Genomic DNA, 19,895 nt, shown 5'->3' on the forward strand with positions numbered 1-19,895 from the left:
AACGTCGCTGCCGTTTCGTCATCTGACACCTCTTGCTGTCTAAGCTATAGGTGTCCACCGATTTAGGGGAGGCTCAGTGTCTTTCCGCAGAGGGATTCTGGACTGCTTCGCTGCGCTCGCAATGACGATGTGGAGAGAACGTGCGACATACTCCGCTCTCGTGCCCCGGACGCAGCGCAGCGTCCCTTCGACGATGCGCTGCAGAGCCGGGGCCCATCTCGCCGCACTGTATCATGTCACTGCTGGGTCCCGGTTCTGCGCAGCAACGCAAGAGCGTTGCAGCGCGCCCAGGACACGAGCTGCACCGAGTCCGCGTCACAATGTTTGCAACAACTTGTCGGCGGCCCGGATATCGGCTGTCTCTGAGCCCTGGGCGAAGCCTTCATACGCCAATTGAAGCCATCGCTTCGCTTCCTCGCGCCGGCCGCGTTCGGCAAGGAGCCCCGCGAGATCGATCGCGGCCCGCAGCTCCCAGGCTTTGGCGCCTTTGCGACGACTCAATTCCAGTGATTGGACGAAGTGGGCTTCTGCCTGATCAGCGTCGGGCTGGGGCCTCGCCAAGAGAACCCTTCCCTTCATGCGCAGCAGCTCGGGCATGTACAGATGATCGCCGCTTTGCTCGACGAGGCGGATCGCATCGTCGATCAGGCCCGCACTCCGCTCGATCTGCCCAAGCGCCATCAAGCCCTGAACAAGCGCGATGTTGAACGTCGTGGTGAGCAGCTCGTAGCCGGCATCGTGGAGCTCACGCAGACACGTCCCGATCGTCTCGACGCCTTCGGCGGCATGGCCGCGCCGGATCGCCAGTTCGCCTTTGACGCCGCGGCCGACCGCAAGATAGGGGCCCATGGAGCGCGATTCGGCATGGGCGATGAAGCGGTCGATGTTCTCTTCCGCGGCATCGAGGTCTCCGCTCCAGAGATCGATCGAGACCGCCCAGATCAACGCAATGCAGAGCGTGATCGGATGGTCCATCTGCGCGGCCTCGACGACCGTCTGTCGGGCCAGTTGCAGCGCATCCGCGGGGCGGCCCTGCAACCAGAACTCGCGCGCGAGCGAGATGCCGGCCCGGTTGCGGTGATCGAAGCCATAGACGGTGCTGATCCGTTCCGTGCCCGGCCCATGCCAGGCGGCCTCCAGCATCGTCAGCGCGTCGCGGTGCTCGCCGGCAAGATGCAAGGAGACACCGAGGAGCGAATGGGCGAGGGCGAGGGAGGCGGCATCGCCGAGTGTCCCGGCGACCGTGAGGCTTTGCTGCGCATAGCCGAGCGCGGCGTCGAACTGTCCCATCCGCTCGTGGAAGATATGCATGCGCCCGAGCAGCTGGAGCTGGTTCGGCGCGTCGCCGCGCGTCTCGGCGATCGCAAGGCTCCGGCTCAAGGCGGCACGCGCCGCCTCGCTGCCGCCGCGCGTGAACATCAGGGTCAGTCCGAGCGCGGCCTGGATATGCATTTCCTCGGCGCTGCCGCGCGAGGACGGATCGATCGCAAGCAGCGCCCGTTCAGACCAGCGCCGGCACTCGACCAGCAGGGACATGGCCAGAAAGATGGGAGCGGCTGCAGCGGCGAGTGCAACGCCGATATTGGCATCGCCGTCCGTGCCAAAACACCAGTCCAGTGCGGCGCGCACGTTGTGAAGCGCGGAAAAGTGGATCGCGCGCTCGTCGGCGCTCGGCACCATGGCCCACGTCGTGCCGGCCTGCTCCAGCCATTGCCGGTAATAGGTCGCGTGCCGGGCGGCGAGCGCCGCGTCATCAGGCTCGATCTCGAGCAGATAGGCGCGCGTCGTGTCGAGCAGACGGTAACGCATCATGGCGCCGACCGGCCGCGCCGCGACCATCGACTTGGCCACCAGGCCGTCGATGGCGTCGAACAGGCGGGAGCGGTCGACACGTTCGTCCGGCACGATCTCGAGTGCGGCGTCGATGGTGAAGTGACCGGCGAAAACCGCGAGCCTGCGCAGCACGAGGCGTTCGATGTCGGACAAGAGCCCGTAGCTCCATGCCAGCGTCGCCTGCAACGTCTTCTGTCGCGGCGGCGCCGTGCGCTGGCCCTGCCAGAGCAGATTGAGGCGCTCGTCGAGCAGTGCTGCGGTCTGCTCCAGGCCGTAGGCTTCGACGCGGCCGGCGGCGAGTTCGATCGCCAGCGCCATGCCGTCGAGCTTGCGGCAGATCCTGGCGACGATCGCGGCATTGACATCGTCGAGCGCGATCTGCGCGCCGCCGGCCGTGGCACGTTCGAGGAAGAGTTGAAGCGCGGGATAAGTCTGCGCCGCGGCCGCCGTCAGCCCAGGATTGTCGGGCGGAACGGCGAGCGGCGCCAAGCGATAGACCTGCTCGCCCTCGACCCGCAGGGCTTCGCGGCTCGTCGCCAGGATATGGACATGCGGTGCGGCGTGGAAGATGTCGGCGGCCAGCGGCGCCGCCGTGGCGATGACGTGCTCGCAATTGTCGAGGATCAGCAGCATCCGCTTGTCCCTGAGATGCGCGAGCAGCGCAGGCAGAGGATCGTCGGTTTGCGCCGGCAAGCCCAGCATCAGCAGGATCGAGGTGATCACGAGATCGGGATCGCTCAGCGCGGCAAGATCGACGAAATGTGCGGCGTCGGAAAATGTCGCGAGCAGATCGTGAGCAATCGCAACCGCAACGGCGGTCTTGCCGACACCGCCCGGGCCGGCGATCGTGACGAAGCGCGAGCCGACGAGCCTGTCGGAGACGGCGGCGACCGCATCGTCGCGCCCGACCATCCGTTGCAGCCGGTTCGGCAGTTTGACGGGCGGCAATTCCGTTTGCGCGGCGGTGCGCCGCTCTGCCGGGATATTCACCTGCGAGATTGGCGCCACGAAGCAATAGCCGCGGCCGGAGAGTGTGGTGATGTAGCGGGCACCGTCCTTGCCGTCGCCAAGGGCCTTACGAAGCGCCGCGACGTGAAAGCGGAGATTGGCGTCCTCGACCGTCATGCCGGGCCACACCAGCGCCATCAGATCATACTTGCTGACGACCTGGTTCGGCCGCGACATCAGTGCGAGCAGCGTGTCGAAGGCCTTTGCGCCGAGCGGCAGCGCGACGCCGTCGCGCGTCACAAGTCTTTCATTTGGCGTCACGGTGAATGGCCCAAACGAGAGGGTTCCCGTTGCGGTGCCGGCCGGCTCGGTCATGGCGGAATCCTGATCCCTTCGAGCGGATCGGATAGCCAGATGATCGCAATCCGGCAAGGCCGTCCGCCGCCGCGATCAGACCGCGAATGCAGGCCCTTTGAGGAGCGCGAACCGGGACCTCACAACTTCTCACAAGTCCCAACGGGTGTGTCGCGGCAGCCGCTGCTAGTCAGTTGTGCGACGGCAAGGAGACCTTCATGACCCAGGCGGCAAAGTTGCTTTACACGTCCCGGACCCACACCAGCGGCGGGCGACAGGACGGGATATCGCGCAGTTCCGACGGCCGCCTGGATGTCAAGCTGTCGCCGCCGGGCGGCACCGGCATCGGTACCAATCCCGAGCAATTGTTCGCGGCCGGCTGGTCGGCCTGCTTCGAGGGCGCGATGGAGATCGCGGCCCGCAAGCGGAAGATCGAGCTCCCCAGGAAATGCGCGATCGATGCGGAGATCGACCTGGTGCTCGACGAGGGCGCTTATTCCCTCAGGGCACGCCTCGATGTCAGCCTGCCCGGCCTCGATCGCGAGATCGCGCGCGGGATCGTCGATGAGGCGCTTCAGACCTGTCCCTATTCCAAGGCCGTCCGCGGCAACATCGACGTCACGGTCGCGCTGATCTGACGGCACCACCTCCAACCATCAACAAGGTAGCACCATCATGAAACAGATCATCGATCAGCACCGCCGCCAGTTTGTCGGCATCGCCGCCGGAACCGTCGCCACCGGCCTCGGCGTGATCGGCCTCGCCCACGCCGAATCGCAAGCGCCGCGCTCTTCCGCGACGAACGCGTCGTTCGGCGCGATCAAGCAGATCGATGCCGGCGTCCTCAACGTCGGCTACGCGGAGGCCGGTCCTGCGAACGGCCCCGTCGCGATCCTGCTGCACGGCTGGCCCTACGACATTCACGCGTTTGTCGACGTCGCGCCGATCCTGGCAAGGGCAGGCTATCGTGTCATCATCCCCTATCTCCGTGGTTACGGCTCGACCCACTTCCTCTCCGCCGAGACGCCGCGCAACGGCGAGCCGGCGGCAATGGCCGCCGACATCATCGCGCTGATGGACAAGCTCGACATCAAGAAAGCGGTGGTCGCCGGTTTCGATTGGGGCGCGCGCACCGCCGACATTATCGCCGCGCTGTGGCCGGAGCGCTGCCGCGCGCTGGTGTCGGTCAGCGGCTATCTGATCTCCAGCCAGGCCGCGGGCAATGCGCCGCTGCCGCCGTCGGCCGAGCTGCTGTGGTGGTACCAGTTCTATTTCTCGACCGAGCGCGGCCGCGCAGGATACGCGAAGTACACGCATGATTTCGCAAAACTGATCTGGAAGCTGGCTTCGCCGCGGTGGAAGTTCGACGACGCCACCTTCGACCGCAGCGCGGCGGCGCTGGACAACAAGGATCACGTCGCGATCACGATCCACAATTACCGTTGGCGGCTCGGGCTCGCTCAGGGTGAAGCGAAATACGAGGAGCTCGAAAAGAAGCTCGCGGCAGCTCCGGTGATCAGCGTGCCGACGATCACGATGGAAGGCGACGCCAACGGCGCGCCGCATCCAGATCCAAGCGCCTATGCCAAGAAGTTCTCCGGCCGGTACGACTATCGCCTGATCACCGGCGGCATCGGGCACAATCTGCCCCAGGAGGCTCCGGAAGCCTTTGCCAAAGCCGTCATCGACGCCGACGGCGGTGCCTGAGGAGTTTGACAGCACCTCGGTCCGGCAATGCTGGACCGAGGCCTGACTTGCGATCGCAGTTCAACAAAGCGTCATGACGACAATGAAACCTGAAAAGGCAAAATTTCAATCCTCTACGGCGATGATCGTGCTGGCCGTGCTCCTCCTCGTCGTTGTCCTGACCTGCGTGCCGTATCTGGTCACGATCGCGTTCGCGCACGGGCAGGCCGATGCCTCGCCGATCTTCGGCGTCACTGTCCCGGAAGGCTACAAGCAGTGGGAGCTGATCGCGCCGGCCGAGGAGGCGGCTCCCCTGGACGAGCTGCGTGCCGTCGTCGGCAACAGGACCGCGATCGATGCTTATCAAGACAACAAGCTTCCGTTCCCGGACGGCACAATTCTGGTCAAGCGGGCCTGGAAGCGGAAGCAATCGCCCGAATTTGCGTCCGCGACGATTCCCGGTGAGGCCACCACCGTCCAGGTGATGGTGAAGGATTCCAGAAAATATGCCTCGACCGGCGGCTGGGGATTTGGTCGCTTCGTCAACGGCAAGCCGGTCGACGAGGCCCAGCATCGCACCTGCTTCGCCTGCCACGAAGCTCGTGTGAAGAGCCGCGACTACGTGTTTACGAGGCTTGCACCTTGAGTGCGGAAGTTCACTCCGCCGCCACCATCTGCTGCGTGCGCCACTGGCCGAGCAGGGCGCGCAGCGAAGCCGGCTTGACCGGCTTGTTGAGCACCGCGACCTTTTCGTCGCGCGCAGCCATTTGCACGGCGGGGCTGCGATCGGCGGTGATCAGGATCGCGGGGATGCCGTCACCGAAGCGGCGGCGGATGTCGCGGATCGCCGCGATGCCGTTGCCGCGGTCGAGGTGGTAATCGACCAGCAGGCCGGTCACGCGGCGGCCGGCAGTTTCGATCGCGGCGATCGCGCCCTCGGGATCGGCGACCGCGATCACTTCGGCGTCCCAGGCCTTCAGCAGCGTGCGCATGCCGTCGAGGATCGCGGCGTCGTTCTCGATGCAGACGATCAGGGTCCCCGAGATCGAGGTGCGTGCGAGCGGCGTCGCACTGGTCACGGCCGCGGTGTGGGTGATCGCCTTTGCCGTCGGCACCGTCACGGAAAATACCGAGCCGCCGCCGACATTGGAATCGATGGCGATGTCGTGCTTGAGCACGCGTGCCAACCGCTCGACGATCGACAGGCCCAGGCCGAGGCCGCGGGCAATTCGCGCGCCCTGCTCGAGGCGGTGGAATTCCTTGAAGATCTCGCCGCGCTTGACCGCCGGGATGCCGACGCCGGTGTCGTAGACGCAGATCTTCAGCGTGGCGCCGCGGCGGCGGCAGCCGACCAGCACGCGCCCGCGCGGGGTATATTTGATGGCGTTGGAGATCAGGTTCTGCAGCAGCCGCCGCAGCAGGAGACGATCCGACTCCACCGGCAGCGAGCACGGCACGAAGACGAGCGCCAGATTCTTGGCGCGCGCGATCGGCGCGAACTCGATCTCCAGCGAGCGCATCAGGTCGGCCATCTTGAAGCTCGAGATCGAGGTCGTCATCGCGCCGGCGTCGAGCCTGGAGATGTCGAGCAGCGCGCCGAGGATCTCCTCGATCGCCTGGAGCGATTCGTCAATGTTCTCGACCAGCCGCGTCTCCTCGCCGCTGTGCTGACGCTCGACCAGGCTCGTGACATAGAGCCGCGCCGCGTTCAGCGGCTGGAGAATGTCGTGGCTGGCGGCGGCGAGAAAGCGCGTCTTGGAGATGCTGGCGTCTTCGGCCGCGCTCTTGGCCAGCGCCAGCTCGGAATTCAGCCGGGTCAGCTCCTCGGTGCGGTCGCGCACCCGCTTCTCCAGCGTCGCATTGGCCCGCTCCAGCGCTTCGGCCGCCTCGAACGTGGGCGTGACGTCGGTGAAGGTAATGACGAAGCCGCCGCCGGGCATGCGGTTGGTCAAGATCTCGATCACCATGTGGCGGTCGGGCAGGCGCTCGAGATAAGGCTCGCCGTCGGTGGTGTAAGCCAGCAGCCGGCGCTCCAGCATGGCCTCGCGCTCGATCGGATCGGTCGGCTCGCTCACGCCCATGAATTCCAGGATTTCACGCAAGGGCGTGCCGAACTGGATGAAATGCGGGGGAACGTTGAGGAGATCGCCGAACTGCCGGTTGGAGCAGATCAGTTGCAGATCGGCATCGAACACCGCGATGCCCTGGCGCACATGGTTGAGCGCGGTCTGGAGGATCTCGCGGTTGAAATGCAGCGCCGCATGGGAATCGTCGAGCAGTTTCAGCGCAGCCTTGGCGGAGACCGTCCGCTTGCGCAACAGCAGCGACATCACCAGACGCGAGGAGGCCGCGCCGATCGAGGAGGCGATCAGGTGCTCGGCGTGCTGCAGCAGCTCGAAATCGGCGGGCGCCCCGGACTCCAGCCGCACATTGCGCCGCGCGGAGAATGCCTCGAACGAATGCCGCGCGCGGTCAGGCCCGAGATATTGCGCCACCGTGGTCTGGATGTCCTGCACCGTGACGGTGGTGCGCCAGCGGCGGAAATTCGGGGAAATCGGCGCGAGCGTGTTGGGGACGAACAGATCGGCCTGCACCAGCTCGATCGATGACGGCCGGCGCGCCAGCGACAGCAGCACATAGGTGAGAATGTTGAGCGACAGCGACCAGACGACGCCGTGCATCAGCGGCGGCAAATCGGCGCCGAACAGCGCCTGCGGCCGCAGCGCCTCGATCCCGAACGGGCCGTGCTGGAGCAGCAGGATGCCCGCCGTCGAAGTATCCATGAAGCTCGGGATGAACAGCGTGTAGAGCCACACCGCGAAGCCGACCAGCATGCCGCCGATCGCGCCGCGCGCGGTCGCGCGCCGCCACAGCAGCCCGCCGAAGAAGCTTGGTGCAAGCTGGGCGATGGCGGCAAAAGACAGCAGGCCGATCGCCGCGAGCTGAGTGTTGCCGAGCGCGCGGTAGTAGAAATAGGCCATCACCATGATGGCGAAGATCGCGAGCCGGCGCGAACGCAACAGGAAGTCGCTGAAATCGGCGCCGCCGGTGCGCCCCTCGGGTCGTCGTTGCAGCACCAGGGGCACCACGAGGTCGTTCGAAACCATGATGGAGAGCGCGACGCATTCGACGATCACCATCGCGGTCGCCGCCGACAGCCCGCCGACGAAGACGGCGACGCTGAGCAGATCCGCACCGCCCTCCATCGGCAGTGCCAGCACGTACATATCAGGATCGGCGGCGCCGAACGGGAAGCTGACGAGGCCGGCGAACGCGATCGGGATCACGAACAGATTGATGGCGATAAGATAGAGCGGAAACAGCCAACGCGCGCGGCCGACCTCGGCATCCGAGGAATTCTCGACGACGCTGACGTGGAACTGGCGCGGCAGTAGCATGATCGCGCAGAGCGACAGCAGCGTCATGGTCAGGAAGTTGCCGATCGACGGCGAATAGTTGATGACGCGCACCGCCTCCGGTGTCTTCATCGCGCGCTCGATCAGTTCGTGCGGCGAGAACATCCAGAACGTGACGAAGATGCCCGCGGCGAGGAAGGCGACCAGCTTGATGATGGATTCGGTTGCGACCGCCAGCATCAGGCCGTGCTGGTGCTCGGTGGCGTCCGTCTGCCGCGTGCCGAACAGCACCGCGAAGGCCGCCATCGCCAACGTCACCATCAGCGCCACGTCGCCGACGATCGGGATGTGGGAGAAGGCCTGGTCTTCGCTCAGGATGGTTTCGAGCGAGGAGGCGACCGCCTTGAGCTGCAGCGCGATGTAGGGCACCGAGCCGATGATCGCGATCAGTGCGACAGTTGCCGCCACTGCCTGGCTCTTGCCATAGCGCGCGCCGATGAAGTCGGCGATCGAGGTGATGTTGTGGGCCTTCGCGAGCTGGATCACACGGCGGAGGACACCGGCGCCGAGCCCGATCATCAGGACCGGGCCGACATAGATCGCGAGGAAGTCGGTGGAGGTGCGGGTGGCGAAGCCGACCGAGCCGAAGAAGGTCCAGGAGGTGCAGTAGATCGCCAGCGACAGCGGATAGATCAGCCCCGAGGCGCGGCCCCGCCCGGCCCGCGAGCGGCGGTCGCCATGGCTCGCCACCAGGAACAGAAAGCCGATATAGCCGAAGGCGGCGGCGATCACGCCCCAATCGTGCAGCATGGCGAGCGTGCTTCTCCCGGGGGCGCGCTGGCCGCGCCCGATCTCATTTTCCCTGTAAATCTAGCGCGTTGGGCGGGTGGAGGCGACAGCGAAATGCCGCGCGGGCGCGGGAACCGGGGGTGTCGTTAAGGTGCGCTGCCCCAAAGCTGCGCTGCCTCGGGCTCACCGAGAGAGTCCCCGCGCGGTACCCCCCTCCCTGACCCTCCCCCACAAGGGGGGAGGGAACGGAGAGAGCGTCCGCGTCGCAAGAATTCGAGACCGACCGTCACGCTGTGCGGCTACCCGATGTAAGGAGCCGCAACTCTCTCGCTCCCTCCCCCCTTGTGGGGGAGGGTGGGGAGGGGGGTAGCTCCGGGGACGGTGAAACTTAGATCGAAGAGAAGGCGAAGAAGCCTACTCCGCCGCCAGCGACTTCTCGCGAAGCGGCAGACCCAGGCGGTCCCACACTTGCAGCAGGGCTTCGGCGAGCTGATCGATCAGGCCGTCGTCGTGATAGGGCGAGGGCGTGATGCGCAGGCGTTCGGAGCCCTTGGCGACCGTCGGATAGTTGATCGGCTGGATGTAGATGCCGTGCTGTTCGAGCAAGAGGTCGGAAGCCTGCTTGCACTTCTCGGCATCGCCGATGAACAGCGGGACGATGTGGGTGTCGCTCGACATCACCGGCAGGCCGGCGGCGTTGAGGATCGCCTTGACCCGGGCGGCGCGATCCTGGTGACGCTCGCGCTCCCAGCTCGACGTCTTCAGGTGCTTGATCGCCGCGGTCGCGGCCGAGCAGATCGCCGGCGGCAGAGCGGTGGTGAAAATGAAGCCCGGCGCATAGGAGCGCACCGCGTCGATGATCTGACCGTTGGCGGCGATGTAGCCGCCGAGGCAGCCGAACGCCTTGGCGAGCGTGCCTTCGAGAATGTCGATGCGATGCATCACGCCGTCGCGCTCGGCGATGCCGCCGCCGCGCGGGCCGTACATGCCCACCGCATGGACCTCGTCGACATAGGTCATCGCGCCGTACTTCTCGGCAAGGTCGCAGATCTTGGTGAGCGGGGCGATGTCGCCGTCCATCGAATAAAGGCTCTCGCAGGCGATCAGCTTGGGCCGGCTCGGGCCCGCAGCCTGCAACAGCGCTTCGAGATCGGCGAGGTCGTTGTGGCGGAACACGACCCGCTCGCAGCCGGACTGGCGGATGCCCTCGATCATCGAATTGTGGTTGAGCTCGTCGGACAGGATCAGGCAGTTCGGAATGAGCTTTGCGATGGTCGCGATGCCGGTCTGGTTCGAGACGTAGCCGGACGTGAAGAGCAGCGAGGCTTCCTTGCCGTGGAGATCGGCGAGCTCGGCCTCGAGCTGCACCAGCGGATGATGCGTGCCGGCGATGTTGCGGGTGCCGCCGGCGCCGGTGCCGACGCGGGTCGCGGTCTCGACCATCGCGCCCACCACCTTCGGGTGCTGGCCCATGCCGAGATAATCGTTGGAGCACCAGATCACGACGTCGCGCTTGCCCTTGGGCGAGTGCCAGAGCGCATGCGGGAACCGGCCGGCGATGCGTTCGAGATCGGCGAACACGCGGTAGCGCCGCTCGGTGTGGAGACGATCAAGGGCGGAATTGAAGAACTGGGCGTAATCCATCGTCAAACCTGCAGCGGAACCGACCAAAGACCCGCATATCCTTAGAGCTTTTCCAGCTCCAATGTCTATGCGCTATCCCACATTTGGACCTGCGGGGCATTTGGGCAAAATGCCCTATCGTGCGATTTGAAACTTGATCCGGATCAAGTTCGCGCGAGATGCAATGTTGCTCTGCACCATTGTGCCCAGGCTAATTGCGCGCCCCGATCGCCTGATGGGCGTGCGCGGCGGACTTGCGCACATGTCCGTCGTCATCGTTCAGCAGCAGGGTCAGCGCGGGTAGGACGTCCGGATCGCCGAAAGTCTCGGCGATCTCGCAGGCCCACAATCGATGCCGGGCAAGCTCATCCCTGGAAAAAGCATCGAACAGCAGCCGCCAATTGCCCGCGGCGGCGCCTCGCCGTAAGGTCCGCGCGGCTTCCTTCCGAACTCCGATTTCCGGATCGCGCCTGTAGAGATCAAAGGTCGAATGGAAATCCGCCTCATGCCAGATTTCCGCAAGGGCGCGAAGCGCGCACTCTCGCGTCGATGCTTCGGGCGCCCTCAGAAGGGGCAGCACGAGATCATGAGCTTCGGCAAGCTTCCATTGCTCGACGATGCCGCAGGCGGTGCGCCTGACGTAATCTGACGTGTCGGAAAACGCAGCGGCAATAATTGTGCGGAGTTCATGCCCCCGCTTGTGTTGTCCGATGACTTCGATTGCGGTTCGCCGCACAAAGGCATCGCTCGCCGTTGACAGTGTCCGAAGCTCGCCCAGGGCTTCGTCGTCGTCCCGTGCTAGCAGATTGCGGATGGCCTCATGGGTCATCGGCGGCCCTGCAACTCAGGTCGTCCTGAACTGAAGCACGCCGTCCTTCGTCTCGGCCGTCAGCCGGCCTTCCACGATCATGTAGTTGACGTGGGCGACCAGTTCGCCGGCGGCGAAACCCATCTGGTGTTCGTCCAGCACGTGCTTGTTGAACACCACGGGCACCAGGGCGCGCGAGGTCTGCGGCACCTCGCGGCAGGCTTCCGCGATCAGGCGGCAGCGCTCCTCGTGGTGATCGGCGAGCTGCTTGATGCGGGTCTTCAGCCCGTAGAACGGCACGCCGTGGCCGGGCAGTACCAGCACGTCATAGGGGAGAGTCGTGGTGAGGCTGGCGAGCGAGGCCAGATATTCGCCGAGCGAGTTCTGGTCGGGTTCGACCGCCCACACACTGACGTTCGGCGAGATCTTGCTCAGCACCTGGTCGGCCGAGAGGAATAGCTTGTCGTCGGCGCAATACAGCATCACCTGGTCGAGCGCGTGACCGCCGCCGGTGATCACCTTGAAGCGGCGCGTGCCGATCACGACGTCCTCGCCATGCGAGATGCGGCGGTAGGACGGCGGCAACACCGAGACGCGCTTGAGATAGTCCTGGCCGCGGCCGAGCAGCTTTTCCGTGAGCGACTCGTCCATGCCGTGGCGGCGGAAGAACAGCCGCTGCGCCTCCTTCCGCTCCTCGGTGCCGCGGTTCTGGTGATAGACCGATTGCAGATATTCGACCTGCGACATCACCAGCGGGCAGTTGAATCGCTCGACGATCCACCCGGCGAGACCGACATGATCGGGATGGGAATGGGTCACGATCAGGCGCGTGATGTTGACGCCCTTCAGTGGTCCGTCGAATAGCTTCGTCCAGGCTTCGATCGTCTCCTCATTGCCGAAGCCGGCATCGATCATGGCGTAGCCGTCGCCATCGGCGAGCAGATAGATGTTCACATGGTTGAGGCGGAACGGCAGCTTCAGCCGCACCCACAATACGCCGGGCTTCACCTCGACGACCTCTTCGGGGCCGGGATGCTGTTCCCAGGGATAGCGCAGGGCGTCGGCGGAGGACTGCACGGTGTCGGTCTTTGCGTTCATGCTACCGGCTTAAACCCGCTCGCTGCGGCGCGCCAGCCGAAAAAGGGCGCTGGCGGGGCTCGCATAGCGGTCATTCCGGGTTACGGAACGGCGCCTACGCCGCCCGCATGTTGTTGAGAAACGCGTCGATCTCTCCGCGCAGCATGTCGGCCTCGCGGCGGAGCGCGTCGGAGGCACCGAGCACTTCGTTCGCCGCTGCGCCGGCTTCCGCCGAAGCCGTGGAGACGCCGACGATGTTGCTGGAGACCTCGCTGGTGCCACCGGCCGCATGCTGGATGTTGCGGGCGATCTCGCGTGTCGCCGCGCCCTGTTCCTCGACCGCGGCGGCGATCGTCGTGGTGACGTCGTTGATCTCGCCGATGATCCGGCCGATGCCCTGGATGGCGCCGACTGCCGAAGTCGTCACCGACTGCATGCTGGCGATCTGGCTGCGGATCTCCTCCGTTGCCTTGGCGGTCTGGCTCGCGAGGCTCTTCACCTCGGAGGCGACCACCGCGAAGCCGCGGCCGGCTTCGCCCGCGCGCGCCGCCTCGATGGTGGCGTTGAGCGCCAGCAGATTGGTCTGCGAGGCAATCGTCTGGATCAGGTCGACCACCACGCTGATGCGGCTCGCGCTGTCGGCGAGGCTCTGCACCGTGGCGTCGGTCGCGCCGGCTTCGTCGACCGCCTTCCTGGCGATCGCGGCCGAGGTGACGACCTGCTTGCTGATCTCCTCGATCGACGACGACAGCTGCTCCGTGCCTGACGATACGGTCTGCACGTTGACCGAGGTCTCTTCGGCTGCGGAGGCAACCGCGTTCACCAGCGCATTGGACTGGTCTGCCGTGTTCGACATGCTCTGCGCGGTCGATTGCATCGAATTGGCCGATTGCGCGAGATTGTCGAGCGCGGAGCGGACCGTGCCCTCGAATTCTGCAATCTTCGCCTCCATCTGCGCCGCACGCTCGGCCTTGGCGACGCGATCCCTGTCCTGCTCGCTCGCAAGCGCCCGGGCTTCGATCATGCTGTCGCGGAACACCGTCAGCGTTTCCTTCATCGCGCCGATCTCGTCGTTCTGCCGGGAGCGGACGATCTCGGTGTCGAGGTCGCCGGCAGAGAGCAACTGCATGGCGCGTTGAAGCTCGCGAATACGGCGCAGGATGTTGCGGCCGACATAGAGCCAGACGAACAGCGCCGAGCCGACCAGCGTCAGAGCGCCGAGTGCCAGCATCGCGGTCGTCGCGAGCGAGATCTCCTGCCGCGCCTGGAAGGTCGACGCGTTGGTCTCCTTCTGCACACCCTCGACCAGCTGCTGCACGCTGATGCCGAGGCCGACATTGAGCTTGCGGGTCTCGTCCAGGATGGTCTGGCCGTAGTCGATCGCGTCGAGCTCCTTCTGGCGGATCTTGAACACGCCGGACTTGCCTTCGCCGAAGGCGAACAGCTTTTGCACGGTATCGCGCACCGCTTGCATCGAGGCAATGTTCGGCAGGTCCTCGAGGTTCGACTTGACGCGGTCGCGCGTCGCCTTGAACTCTTTCTCGATCGCCTCCAGCGTATCGCTGTTGTTGGCCGACAGCGCCGCCATCATGTCGGCGGCCATCAGATTGCCGTTGGCGGAGATGGTCGCGACCTGGGAGACAGTGCGGGCGGCTTCGGTGGCATCGTCGGCGGAAACTTCCGCCGCGCCGAGGATCGCGTTCAGGCGCGTTTGCGCATCCAGCATGGCAGGACCGGCCGCACCGACGAAGGTGAGCTGCGCCTTGCGGAGCGCTTCATATTGCTTGTCATGCAGCGCGCCGGCATCGAGCCGCTCGCGCGCGGCCGACACCAGGCTCTGGGTCGCCTCGTCGATGCTCTTGGCGGTGTCGCGCAATGCGGTTGCGATCTGCTTGTCGGCGCCGAGTTCGATGATCTCGCCAAGCTTGGCCATGGCAAGCTGCTGGATCTCCTGCACCTTCTTGGTGCGTTCGTTCAGCGCCTCGTCGGACGGCGACGCCAGGAGGCCCGGCCCCTGCGCCGCGAGCGTTGCGCTTTGCGATGCGAGTTGAAGGCTGGCGGAAAGGCGCGGGATGTCGCGGCCGCTCAGGTCCATCATGGTGCTGCCGAGATGGTGGAAGACGAAGCCGGCGCCGGCTGCAATCACGAGGCCCATGCCCGCGATCACCGCGAAGGCCGTGAACAGGCTGCCGCGCACGCCCCATGTCGGCATTTTGAAACGGGGCCGGATACGACCAAGCAAACGGCCAAGGCCCAGACGGATCGCCATCGAAATTCCCCCACGCGTGATCTTTATGTTTTCGCCGCGGAGTATCCTCGGGCCAGGTTAAAAAATCGCAAGTCGCTCAATTGGTTGCGCACGTTCCGCACAGCGAAAAAAGAAGGGCCGGCAACGATGCCGGCCCTTCATCATGATAAGGTTTTGATAACCGTTCAGTAGCGCGCGACCGCCGAGTTGGCCCAGTTGAAGCGGTAGTTGACGCCCGCCTTGATGGTGTGGTCGTCGGTGGTGAAGTTGCCGGTGCCCGCCAGCGGACCACCGGTGAAGTGCGCGTCGCCGAAATTGTAGTACTGGTACTCGGCCTTGGCCGACCAGTTCGGGGCGAACATGTATTCGAGGCCGGCGCCGACGGTGTAGCCGTTGCGGTGATCGCCCGTGATGACGAAGGCCGCCGGCACGCCGCCGACAGTGACCTTCTCGTTGTTGTCGGAGTAGGCGTAGCCGCCCTTCACATAGAGCAGGCCCGGACCCCAGGTGTAGCCGACGCGGCCGGTGATCGAGCCGAGACCGCGCTGGTCGTTGGTGTAGGCGACGCCGCCCGGGAACACCGCGCCGACGCTGCCGGAGAGCCAGGAATACTGGCCTTCGACGCCGACGACGAAGTTCGGGTTGAACTGCCAGTCCGCACCAGCCTGCACGCCGCCGAGGAAACGGCCGTTGCCGTTATTGCCGGTGGAGAGGCCGCTGAAATTGTTGTCGCTGGAGAACGCGCCGCCGACATGGCCACCGATGTAGAAGCCGGTCCAGTTGTAGATCGGCGCGGCATAAGCGGGCGCGGGCGCCTTATAGTAATTGCGGTTACCGAGATCGGCACCGACTGCCGGCGCAGCAGCGCCCAGCACGAGCAGCGCAACGGTCGCAAACAGAATCTTCTTCATCGTCCAAACTCCAACACTTAGGTCCCCGGCAGGCGCGCTTTCCGCGCCGTCGTTGATTTTGCAGATAGCTCGCTTTTGACGAAAATGCTGTCACATCCGTGGCACAGCGGCAGCCAACCTAACGTATTGGGCCGTAAATGATTTTCGTGCTTAATGTCGGCTTAAGAAGTGGTGAAGGAAGGCTTAACTCGGCGCTGTCAGTGTAACTTGCGCGCGCATCTCATTAACCAAGACGGCGCCGCGCCTCATCGCGCATCTGTTCGCGGAATGCAGCGCGCTTTGCGGGCCGGTCTTCCTCGCGCACGTCATGACGATCGAAGACGTCGAACTTCTCCAGGATCGGGTAGCGCTCGCTCGCCATCGCGAGCACGCGCAGCACCTTGGTCGCGGACGGTGTCGGGCCGCTGACTTCCCAGCGCCGGATGGTGTCGGCGCCGCCCTTCTCCGGCAATCCGCAAAGCCGGGCCATGTCGGCCGCGGTGAGCTTGCGTTCGAGGACGTCCGAGAGATCGTTGCGGAGTTGCTTCAGTTCGGGACCGGTCATATCGCCTCAATACGCGAAGTCGATGAGGTGAATGCACTAGAGCATTATCGGTTCTGATTGAATCAGAACCGAAGCTCTAGATCCTTGTTTCGACGCGTTTTCTTCACGCGAACCGGCATCCACTTCGCTCGAAAACGCTTTAGCGCTGATTCGGGTCCATCCGAAGGCGAGGCGCGGTAGCGGGCGGGCGTGCTAGTCTCGCGCCCGCCGGGCTCAGCAAAGGAAAGAATAGTCGCATGCCCGTGTTCAAGCTGCCTCTGTCGGGGGACGTCGTGCAGTCCATCAACCCGATCACGTCGTTCTTCAGCCCGGCCGGCGGCCAGTTCGGTCTCGTGAACATCACGGTGGGCCAATCCTCGGCGCCCGATGTCGAGAAGGACCTACTGTCGGATGTCGGCAGTTACGGCAAGCAGATCGGCCAGGTCGCGGATGCGCTGCTCGTGGTCATTGAGCATCTGGAAGCGCTCGGTGACAGCGCATTCGGCGATGACAAGGCAATCGCGGCCTTCAAGGAACTGATGCACTCGGTCGCGACCGTCAAGGAGCGCCACAACCGCAAGGCCTGTCGTCCGCGGCGGCGCTGATCATGCCGTGCGACCGCGCTCCGGCACCTTCGTGTGCGCACGGAGTTATGAACGGAGTGCTATGGAATTCTTCCGAACAATGAACACTTGGCGTACGGGGTCTACGGCGACGAAAGGATCAGCGATGACAGGCATCAAATTCGCGATTGCCGCACTTATCACGGTTGGCCTAGCTACGGCTCCCTCCGTTGTCGAGGCGAAGAAGCACAGGTCCGCCAGACACTACAGCTCCGTTATGGCGGCCCCGAGTTATGGCAGCGTTGGAGGGTCGATGGCCGTGCCGTCGAGGGCTTACGGCAGCTCAGGACAGACGGTGGGGACGGTCACGGCGCCGTCGATCGGCACGTATAATTGGCCTTCCGTCGGCGTCACCAACTCGGTTCCGACCTGGAGCAATACCAACCCGCCGGTTCGATAGCACGCGAACGCTCTGGGCGAGAGCCGATGTCGATCAGCGCGGCCGGTCGCAAGGTGAAGATCGCAACGCCCCCAGAGGGGAGCATGCGCCCTCAGGCGCCCCGGCCGGCCTGTTGGCCGATCACGCAGCGCCATCCCGCGAGGCGCTCGGCCGGATGCTGGTTCATCCATTCGGCAAGCTGCGGCGCACCCATCAGGCACGATTGCATCGAGACGTCGGCGAAATCGGATGTGGTGACGGTCTGCTCATGACAGTTCGCTGGAGAGGCGAGGTTGCAGAGCACGGCGATGATCTTGATCACGCGAGGTTGCCTCCGTCGCTGCGACGCGCGGAGGCTCCGCTTGATGGTTCGCTCACCGGATCAGCCGGCGGGAAGATGCTGTCGTAGATCGCGCGCGCTTCCTGGATGAGGCGAATGCGCTCGCGCTCGGATTTCGAGACAAACTCAATAACCTGGCCCATGTCGTCTCCAATAGATTCTCAATCCATCATCACATGATGGAAATCATTTCATCCGGATGTGGGGTGTCGCCTTCGGCTTTGCAGCCGTGCGGGCGGTCACGAGGGATAAAAAGCCCGTGAGGATTCCGCTCCTGAGGGGGAGCGGGGTACCTTCAGCGATGCGCCGATCTCACGGCGCATCTGTTCGGCGGGGACCGCTTCGCAGCATCGTGATGAAGAGTTGAGCCACGCGGGATGATGGCACTGCGGCACATTTTGTCGCGCGTGGAGTTGTAAGGTCACTCAGTGCACGGGTGCCTCGACGAACGGCATCGCGATTGAGAGACCGCGCCCGAAAGGATCAGCCATGACAAGAACGAAACGCTCCATTGCTGCACTTATCGCTCTCGGATTGGCTGCAGCGCCACTCGCCGTCAACGCACAAACGTCGGGGACGGGGACACCAAGCAGCACGAGCGGACGCTCCGGAGCACCAGTACAGCAAGGGACTATTGGAAGTTCCGGGCAGACCGTCGGGACCGTGACAGCGCCATCGGTCGGAACGTCCAACCAGCCCTCCGTCGGCGTAACAAACTCGGTCCCCACCTGGAACAACACGAATCCCCGACCGAAGTAGAAATCGCGATCGGCTGACTTACGCCGCCGGCGCGCGATCCTTGCGCCCCGGCACTGCCGCGAGCAGCTCGCGCGTATAGGCATGTTCGGGCGCGGCGAACAGCTGCGCGGTCGGCTTCAGTTCGACAATGGCGCCGCGCTGCATCACCGCAATGCGATCGCAGATTTGAGCAGCGACGCGCAGATCGTGGGTGATGAACAGCATCGACAGGCCAAGACGCGCCTTGAGGTCTTCAAGCAGTCTCAGCACTTGCGCCTGCACCGACACGTCGAGCGCGGAGACGGCTTCGTCGGCGACGATGATTTCGGGTTCGAGCGCGAGCGCGCGCGCGATGCCGATGCGCTGGCGTTGGCCGCCGGAGAATTCGTGCGGATAGCGTTCGAGTGCGCCGGCATCGAGGCCGACCATCTTGAGGAGATCGCGGGCGCGGTCGAACGCCACCTTCGGATCGGTGCCGGCCGCAATCGGGCCGTCGGCGATGATGTGGCCGACCTTGCGCCGCGGATTGAGCGAGGCGAACGGATCCTGAAAGATCATCTGGATGCGGTGGCGCTCGGCGCGCAGCGCCTTGCCCGCGAGCTTTGTGAGATCGGTCTCGCCGATCCGCACGGTGCCGCGATCGGCTTCGACCAGCCGCATCACAAGACGGGCCACCGACGATTTGCCGGAACCGGATTCGCCGACCAGGCCGAGCGTCTCGCCCTTGAGAATCGTGAAATTGACTTCGCGTGCGGCATCGACGCGACGGTCCTCGCGAAACCAGCCGCCCGAGGTGACGTAGGTCTTGTCCAGTCCGATCACCTCGACCGCTTTGGCCTGGTCGTCGAGAGGGTTGCGGGCGGGCGGGTCCATCGTGGGCACGGCGGCGAGCAGCGCCTTGGTGTAGTCGTGCTGCGGCGCGTTGAAGACGGCCGAGGCGGGGCCTTCCTCGACCACCTTGCCGTGGCGCAACACGATGACCTGGTCGGCGATGTCGGCGACCACGCCGAAATCATGGGTGATGAACATCACCGCCATGTTGCGATTGCGCTGGAGGTTGCGGATCAGTTTCAGGATCTGCGCTTGCGTGGTGACGTCGAGCGCGGTGGTCGGCTCGTCCGCAACCAGCACCGCCGGTTCGAGCGCGAGCGCCATCGCGATCATGGCGCGTTGGCGCTGGCCGCCGGAGAGCTGGTGCGGATAGGCGCGCACGATGCGCTCGGGGTCGGGGAGGCCGACCTCGCGCGCCAGCGACAGCGCCTTGGCGCGCCGCTCCCTCGGCGTGAGCAGCCCGTGCGCCTCGAACATCTCCGCCATCTGATCGCCGATCCGCATCAACGGATTGAGCGCGGTCATCGGCTCCTGGAAGATCATCGCGAGCCGGCGGCCGCGCAGATCTCGCCAGCCGTCGTCGTCGAGTTTGAGCAGGTCGCGGCCTTCGAACTGGATCTCGCCGGAGGTGACGGTGACCGTGTCAGGCAACAGTCCCATCAGCGCATGCGCGCACATCGATTTGCCGGAGCCGGATTCGCCGACGACGCAGACGATCTTGCCGGGCCGCAGATCGAGCGAGACGCCGTCGACCGCGAACGGACGCTCGGCGCCCTTGGGCAACGCGATCCGCAAGTTCTTGATGGAGACGGCGGGCGGAGCGGTCAT

General features: G+C 65.0%; 17 protein-coding genes. 6 read left to right on the top strand and 11 right to left on the bottom strand.

All coding sequences use genetic code 11. From position 1 onward, the window contains the following. Positions 1 to 315: 315 nt before the first annotated feature. Positions 316 to 3,156, bottom strand: a complete 2,841-nt coding sequence (locus AC0L30_RS06695; protein WP_473404059.1) for an ATP-binding protein — start codon at positions 3,154 to 3,156, stop codon at positions 316 to 318. A gap of 197 nt (positions 3,157 to 3,353) precedes the next feature. Here AC0L30_RS06695 and AC0L30_RS06700 point away from each other — a divergent pair, with 197 nt between their 5' ends. The 3 genes from AC0L30_RS06700 to AC0L30_RS06710 all read left to right on the top strand — a co-directional run bounded on the left by AC0L30_RS06700 (position 3,354) and on the right by AC0L30_RS06710 (position 5,467). Continuing rightward, positions 3,354 to 3,773 carry an organic hydroperoxide resistance protein gene (locus tag AC0L30_RS06700; protein WP_473366199.1) on the top strand — a complete coding sequence of 140 codons (420 nt, stop codon included), beginning with the start codon at positions 3,354 to 3,356 and terminating at the stop codon, positions 3,771 to 3,773. Between the two features lie 37 nt (positions 3,774 to 3,810). Further along, positions 3,811 to 4,842, top strand: coding sequence for an alpha/beta fold hydrolase (locus AC0L30_RS06705; RefSeq protein ID WP_473404060.1), 1,032 nt, complete (start codon positions 3,811 to 3,813; stop codon positions 4,840 to 4,842). A 121-nt stretch (positions 4,843 to 4,963) separates the two neighbouring features. Beyond that, entirely contained in the window at positions 4,964 to 5,467 is a 504-nt protein-coding gene (locus AC0L30_RS06710) for a cytochrome P460 family protein (protein ID WP_219681159.1), read from the top strand. A 10-nt stretch (positions 5,468 to 5,477) separates the two neighbouring features. On the opposite strand, the gene AC0L30_RS06715 is transcribed toward AC0L30_RS06710, so the two are convergent. From AC0L30_RS06715 to AC0L30_RS06745, 7 genes are all read right to left on the bottom strand, one after another. Next, the gene (locus AC0L30_RS06715) at positions 5,478 to 8,987 is read right to left on the bottom strand and encodes a PAS domain-containing hybrid sensor histidine kinase/response regulator (RefSeq protein WP_354200517.1); all 3,510 of its coding nucleotides are present in this window, start codon (positions 8,985 to 8,987) and stop codon (positions 5,478 to 5,480) included. Positions 8,988 to 9,380: 393 nt separating this feature from the next. Further along, positions 9,381 to 10,610, bottom strand: a complete 1,230-nt coding sequence (gene hemA, locus AC0L30_RS06720) for a 5-aminolevulinate synthase (RefSeq protein WP_473404061.1) — start codon at positions 10,608 to 10,610, stop codon at positions 9,381 to 9,383. 190 nt (positions 10,611 to 10,800) lie between these two features. Further along, positions 10,801 to 11,418 (bottom strand): HEAT repeat domain-containing protein, encoded by a 618-nt coding sequence (locus AC0L30_RS06725; RefSeq protein ID WP_473404062.1) that lies wholly within the window; start codon positions 11,416 to 11,418, stop codon positions 10,801 to 10,803. 15 nt (positions 11,419 to 11,433) lie between these two features. Continuing rightward, positions 11,434 to 12,495, bottom strand: coding sequence for an MBL fold metallo-hydrolase (locus AC0L30_RS06730; protein WP_473404063.1), 1,062 nt, complete (start codon positions 12,493 to 12,495; stop codon positions 11,434 to 11,436). Positions 12,496 to 12,589: 94 nt separating this feature from the next. Then, complete coding sequence (locus AC0L30_RS06735; RefSeq protein WP_473404064.1) at positions 12,590 to 14,743, bottom strand: methyl-accepting chemotaxis protein; 2,154 nt, start codon at positions 14,741 to 14,743, stop codon at positions 12,590 to 12,592. 164 nt (positions 14,744 to 14,907) lie between these two features. Continuing rightward, a complete protein-coding gene (locus tag AC0L30_RS06740; protein WP_007599475.1) occupies positions 14,908 to 15,633 on the bottom strand; it encodes an outer membrane protein in 726 nt (241 codons plus the stop codon). Between the two features lie 223 nt (positions 15,634 to 15,856). Beyond that, on the bottom strand, positions 15,857 to 16,177 hold the full coding sequence (locus AC0L30_RS06745) for a hypothetical protein (RefSeq protein WP_007599476.1): 321 nt from the start codon (positions 16,175 to 16,177) through the stop codon (positions 15,857 to 15,859). 236 nt (positions 16,178 to 16,413) lie between these two features. Here AC0L30_RS06745 and AC0L30_RS06750 point away from each other — a divergent pair, with 236 nt between their 5' ends. Then, on the top strand, positions 16,414 to 16,761 hold the full coding sequence (locus AC0L30_RS06750) for a hypothetical protein (protein WP_007599478.1): 348 nt from the start codon (positions 16,414 to 16,416) through the stop codon (positions 16,759 to 16,761). Positions 16,762 to 16,885: 124 nt separating this feature from the next. Next, a complete protein-coding gene (locus AC0L30_RS06755; protein WP_007599485.1) occupies positions 16,886 to 17,179 on the top strand; it encodes a hypothetical protein in 294 nt (97 codons plus the stop codon). Positions 17,180 to 17,270: 91 nt separating this feature from the next. On the opposite strand, the gene AC0L30_RS06760 is transcribed toward AC0L30_RS06755, so the two are convergent. Then, a complete protein-coding gene (locus AC0L30_RS06760) occupies positions 17,271 to 17,480 on the bottom strand; it encodes a hypothetical protein (protein WP_007599488.1) in 210 nt (69 codons plus the stop codon). Then, on the bottom strand, positions 17,477 to 17,641 hold the full coding sequence (locus tag AC0L30_RS06765) for a hypothetical protein (RefSeq protein WP_007599491.1): 165 nt from the start codon (positions 17,639 to 17,641) through the stop codon (positions 17,477 to 17,479). The genes AC0L30_RS06760 and AC0L30_RS06765 overlap by 4 nt, the downstream gene beginning before the upstream one ends. A 346-nt stretch (positions 17,642 to 17,987) precedes the next feature. On the opposite strand from AC0L30_RS06765, the gene AC0L30_RS06770 reads away from it, so the two are divergent. Next, positions 17,988 to 18,257, top strand: a complete 270-nt coding sequence (locus AC0L30_RS06770; protein ID WP_246648674.1) for a hypothetical protein — start codon at positions 17,988 to 17,990, stop codon at positions 18,255 to 18,257. Positions 18,258 to 18,275: 18 nt separating this feature from the next. Here AC0L30_RS06770 and AC0L30_RS06775 read toward each other — a convergent pair whose 3' ends face one another. Continuing rightward, positions 18,276 to 19,895 (bottom strand): ABC transporter ATP-binding protein, encoded by a 1,620-nt coding sequence (locus tag AC0L30_RS06775; protein WP_473404065.1) that lies wholly within the window; start codon positions 19,893 to 19,895, stop codon positions 18,276 to 18,278.

The organism is Bradyrhizobium sp. MI1.11, assembly GCF_055811255.1.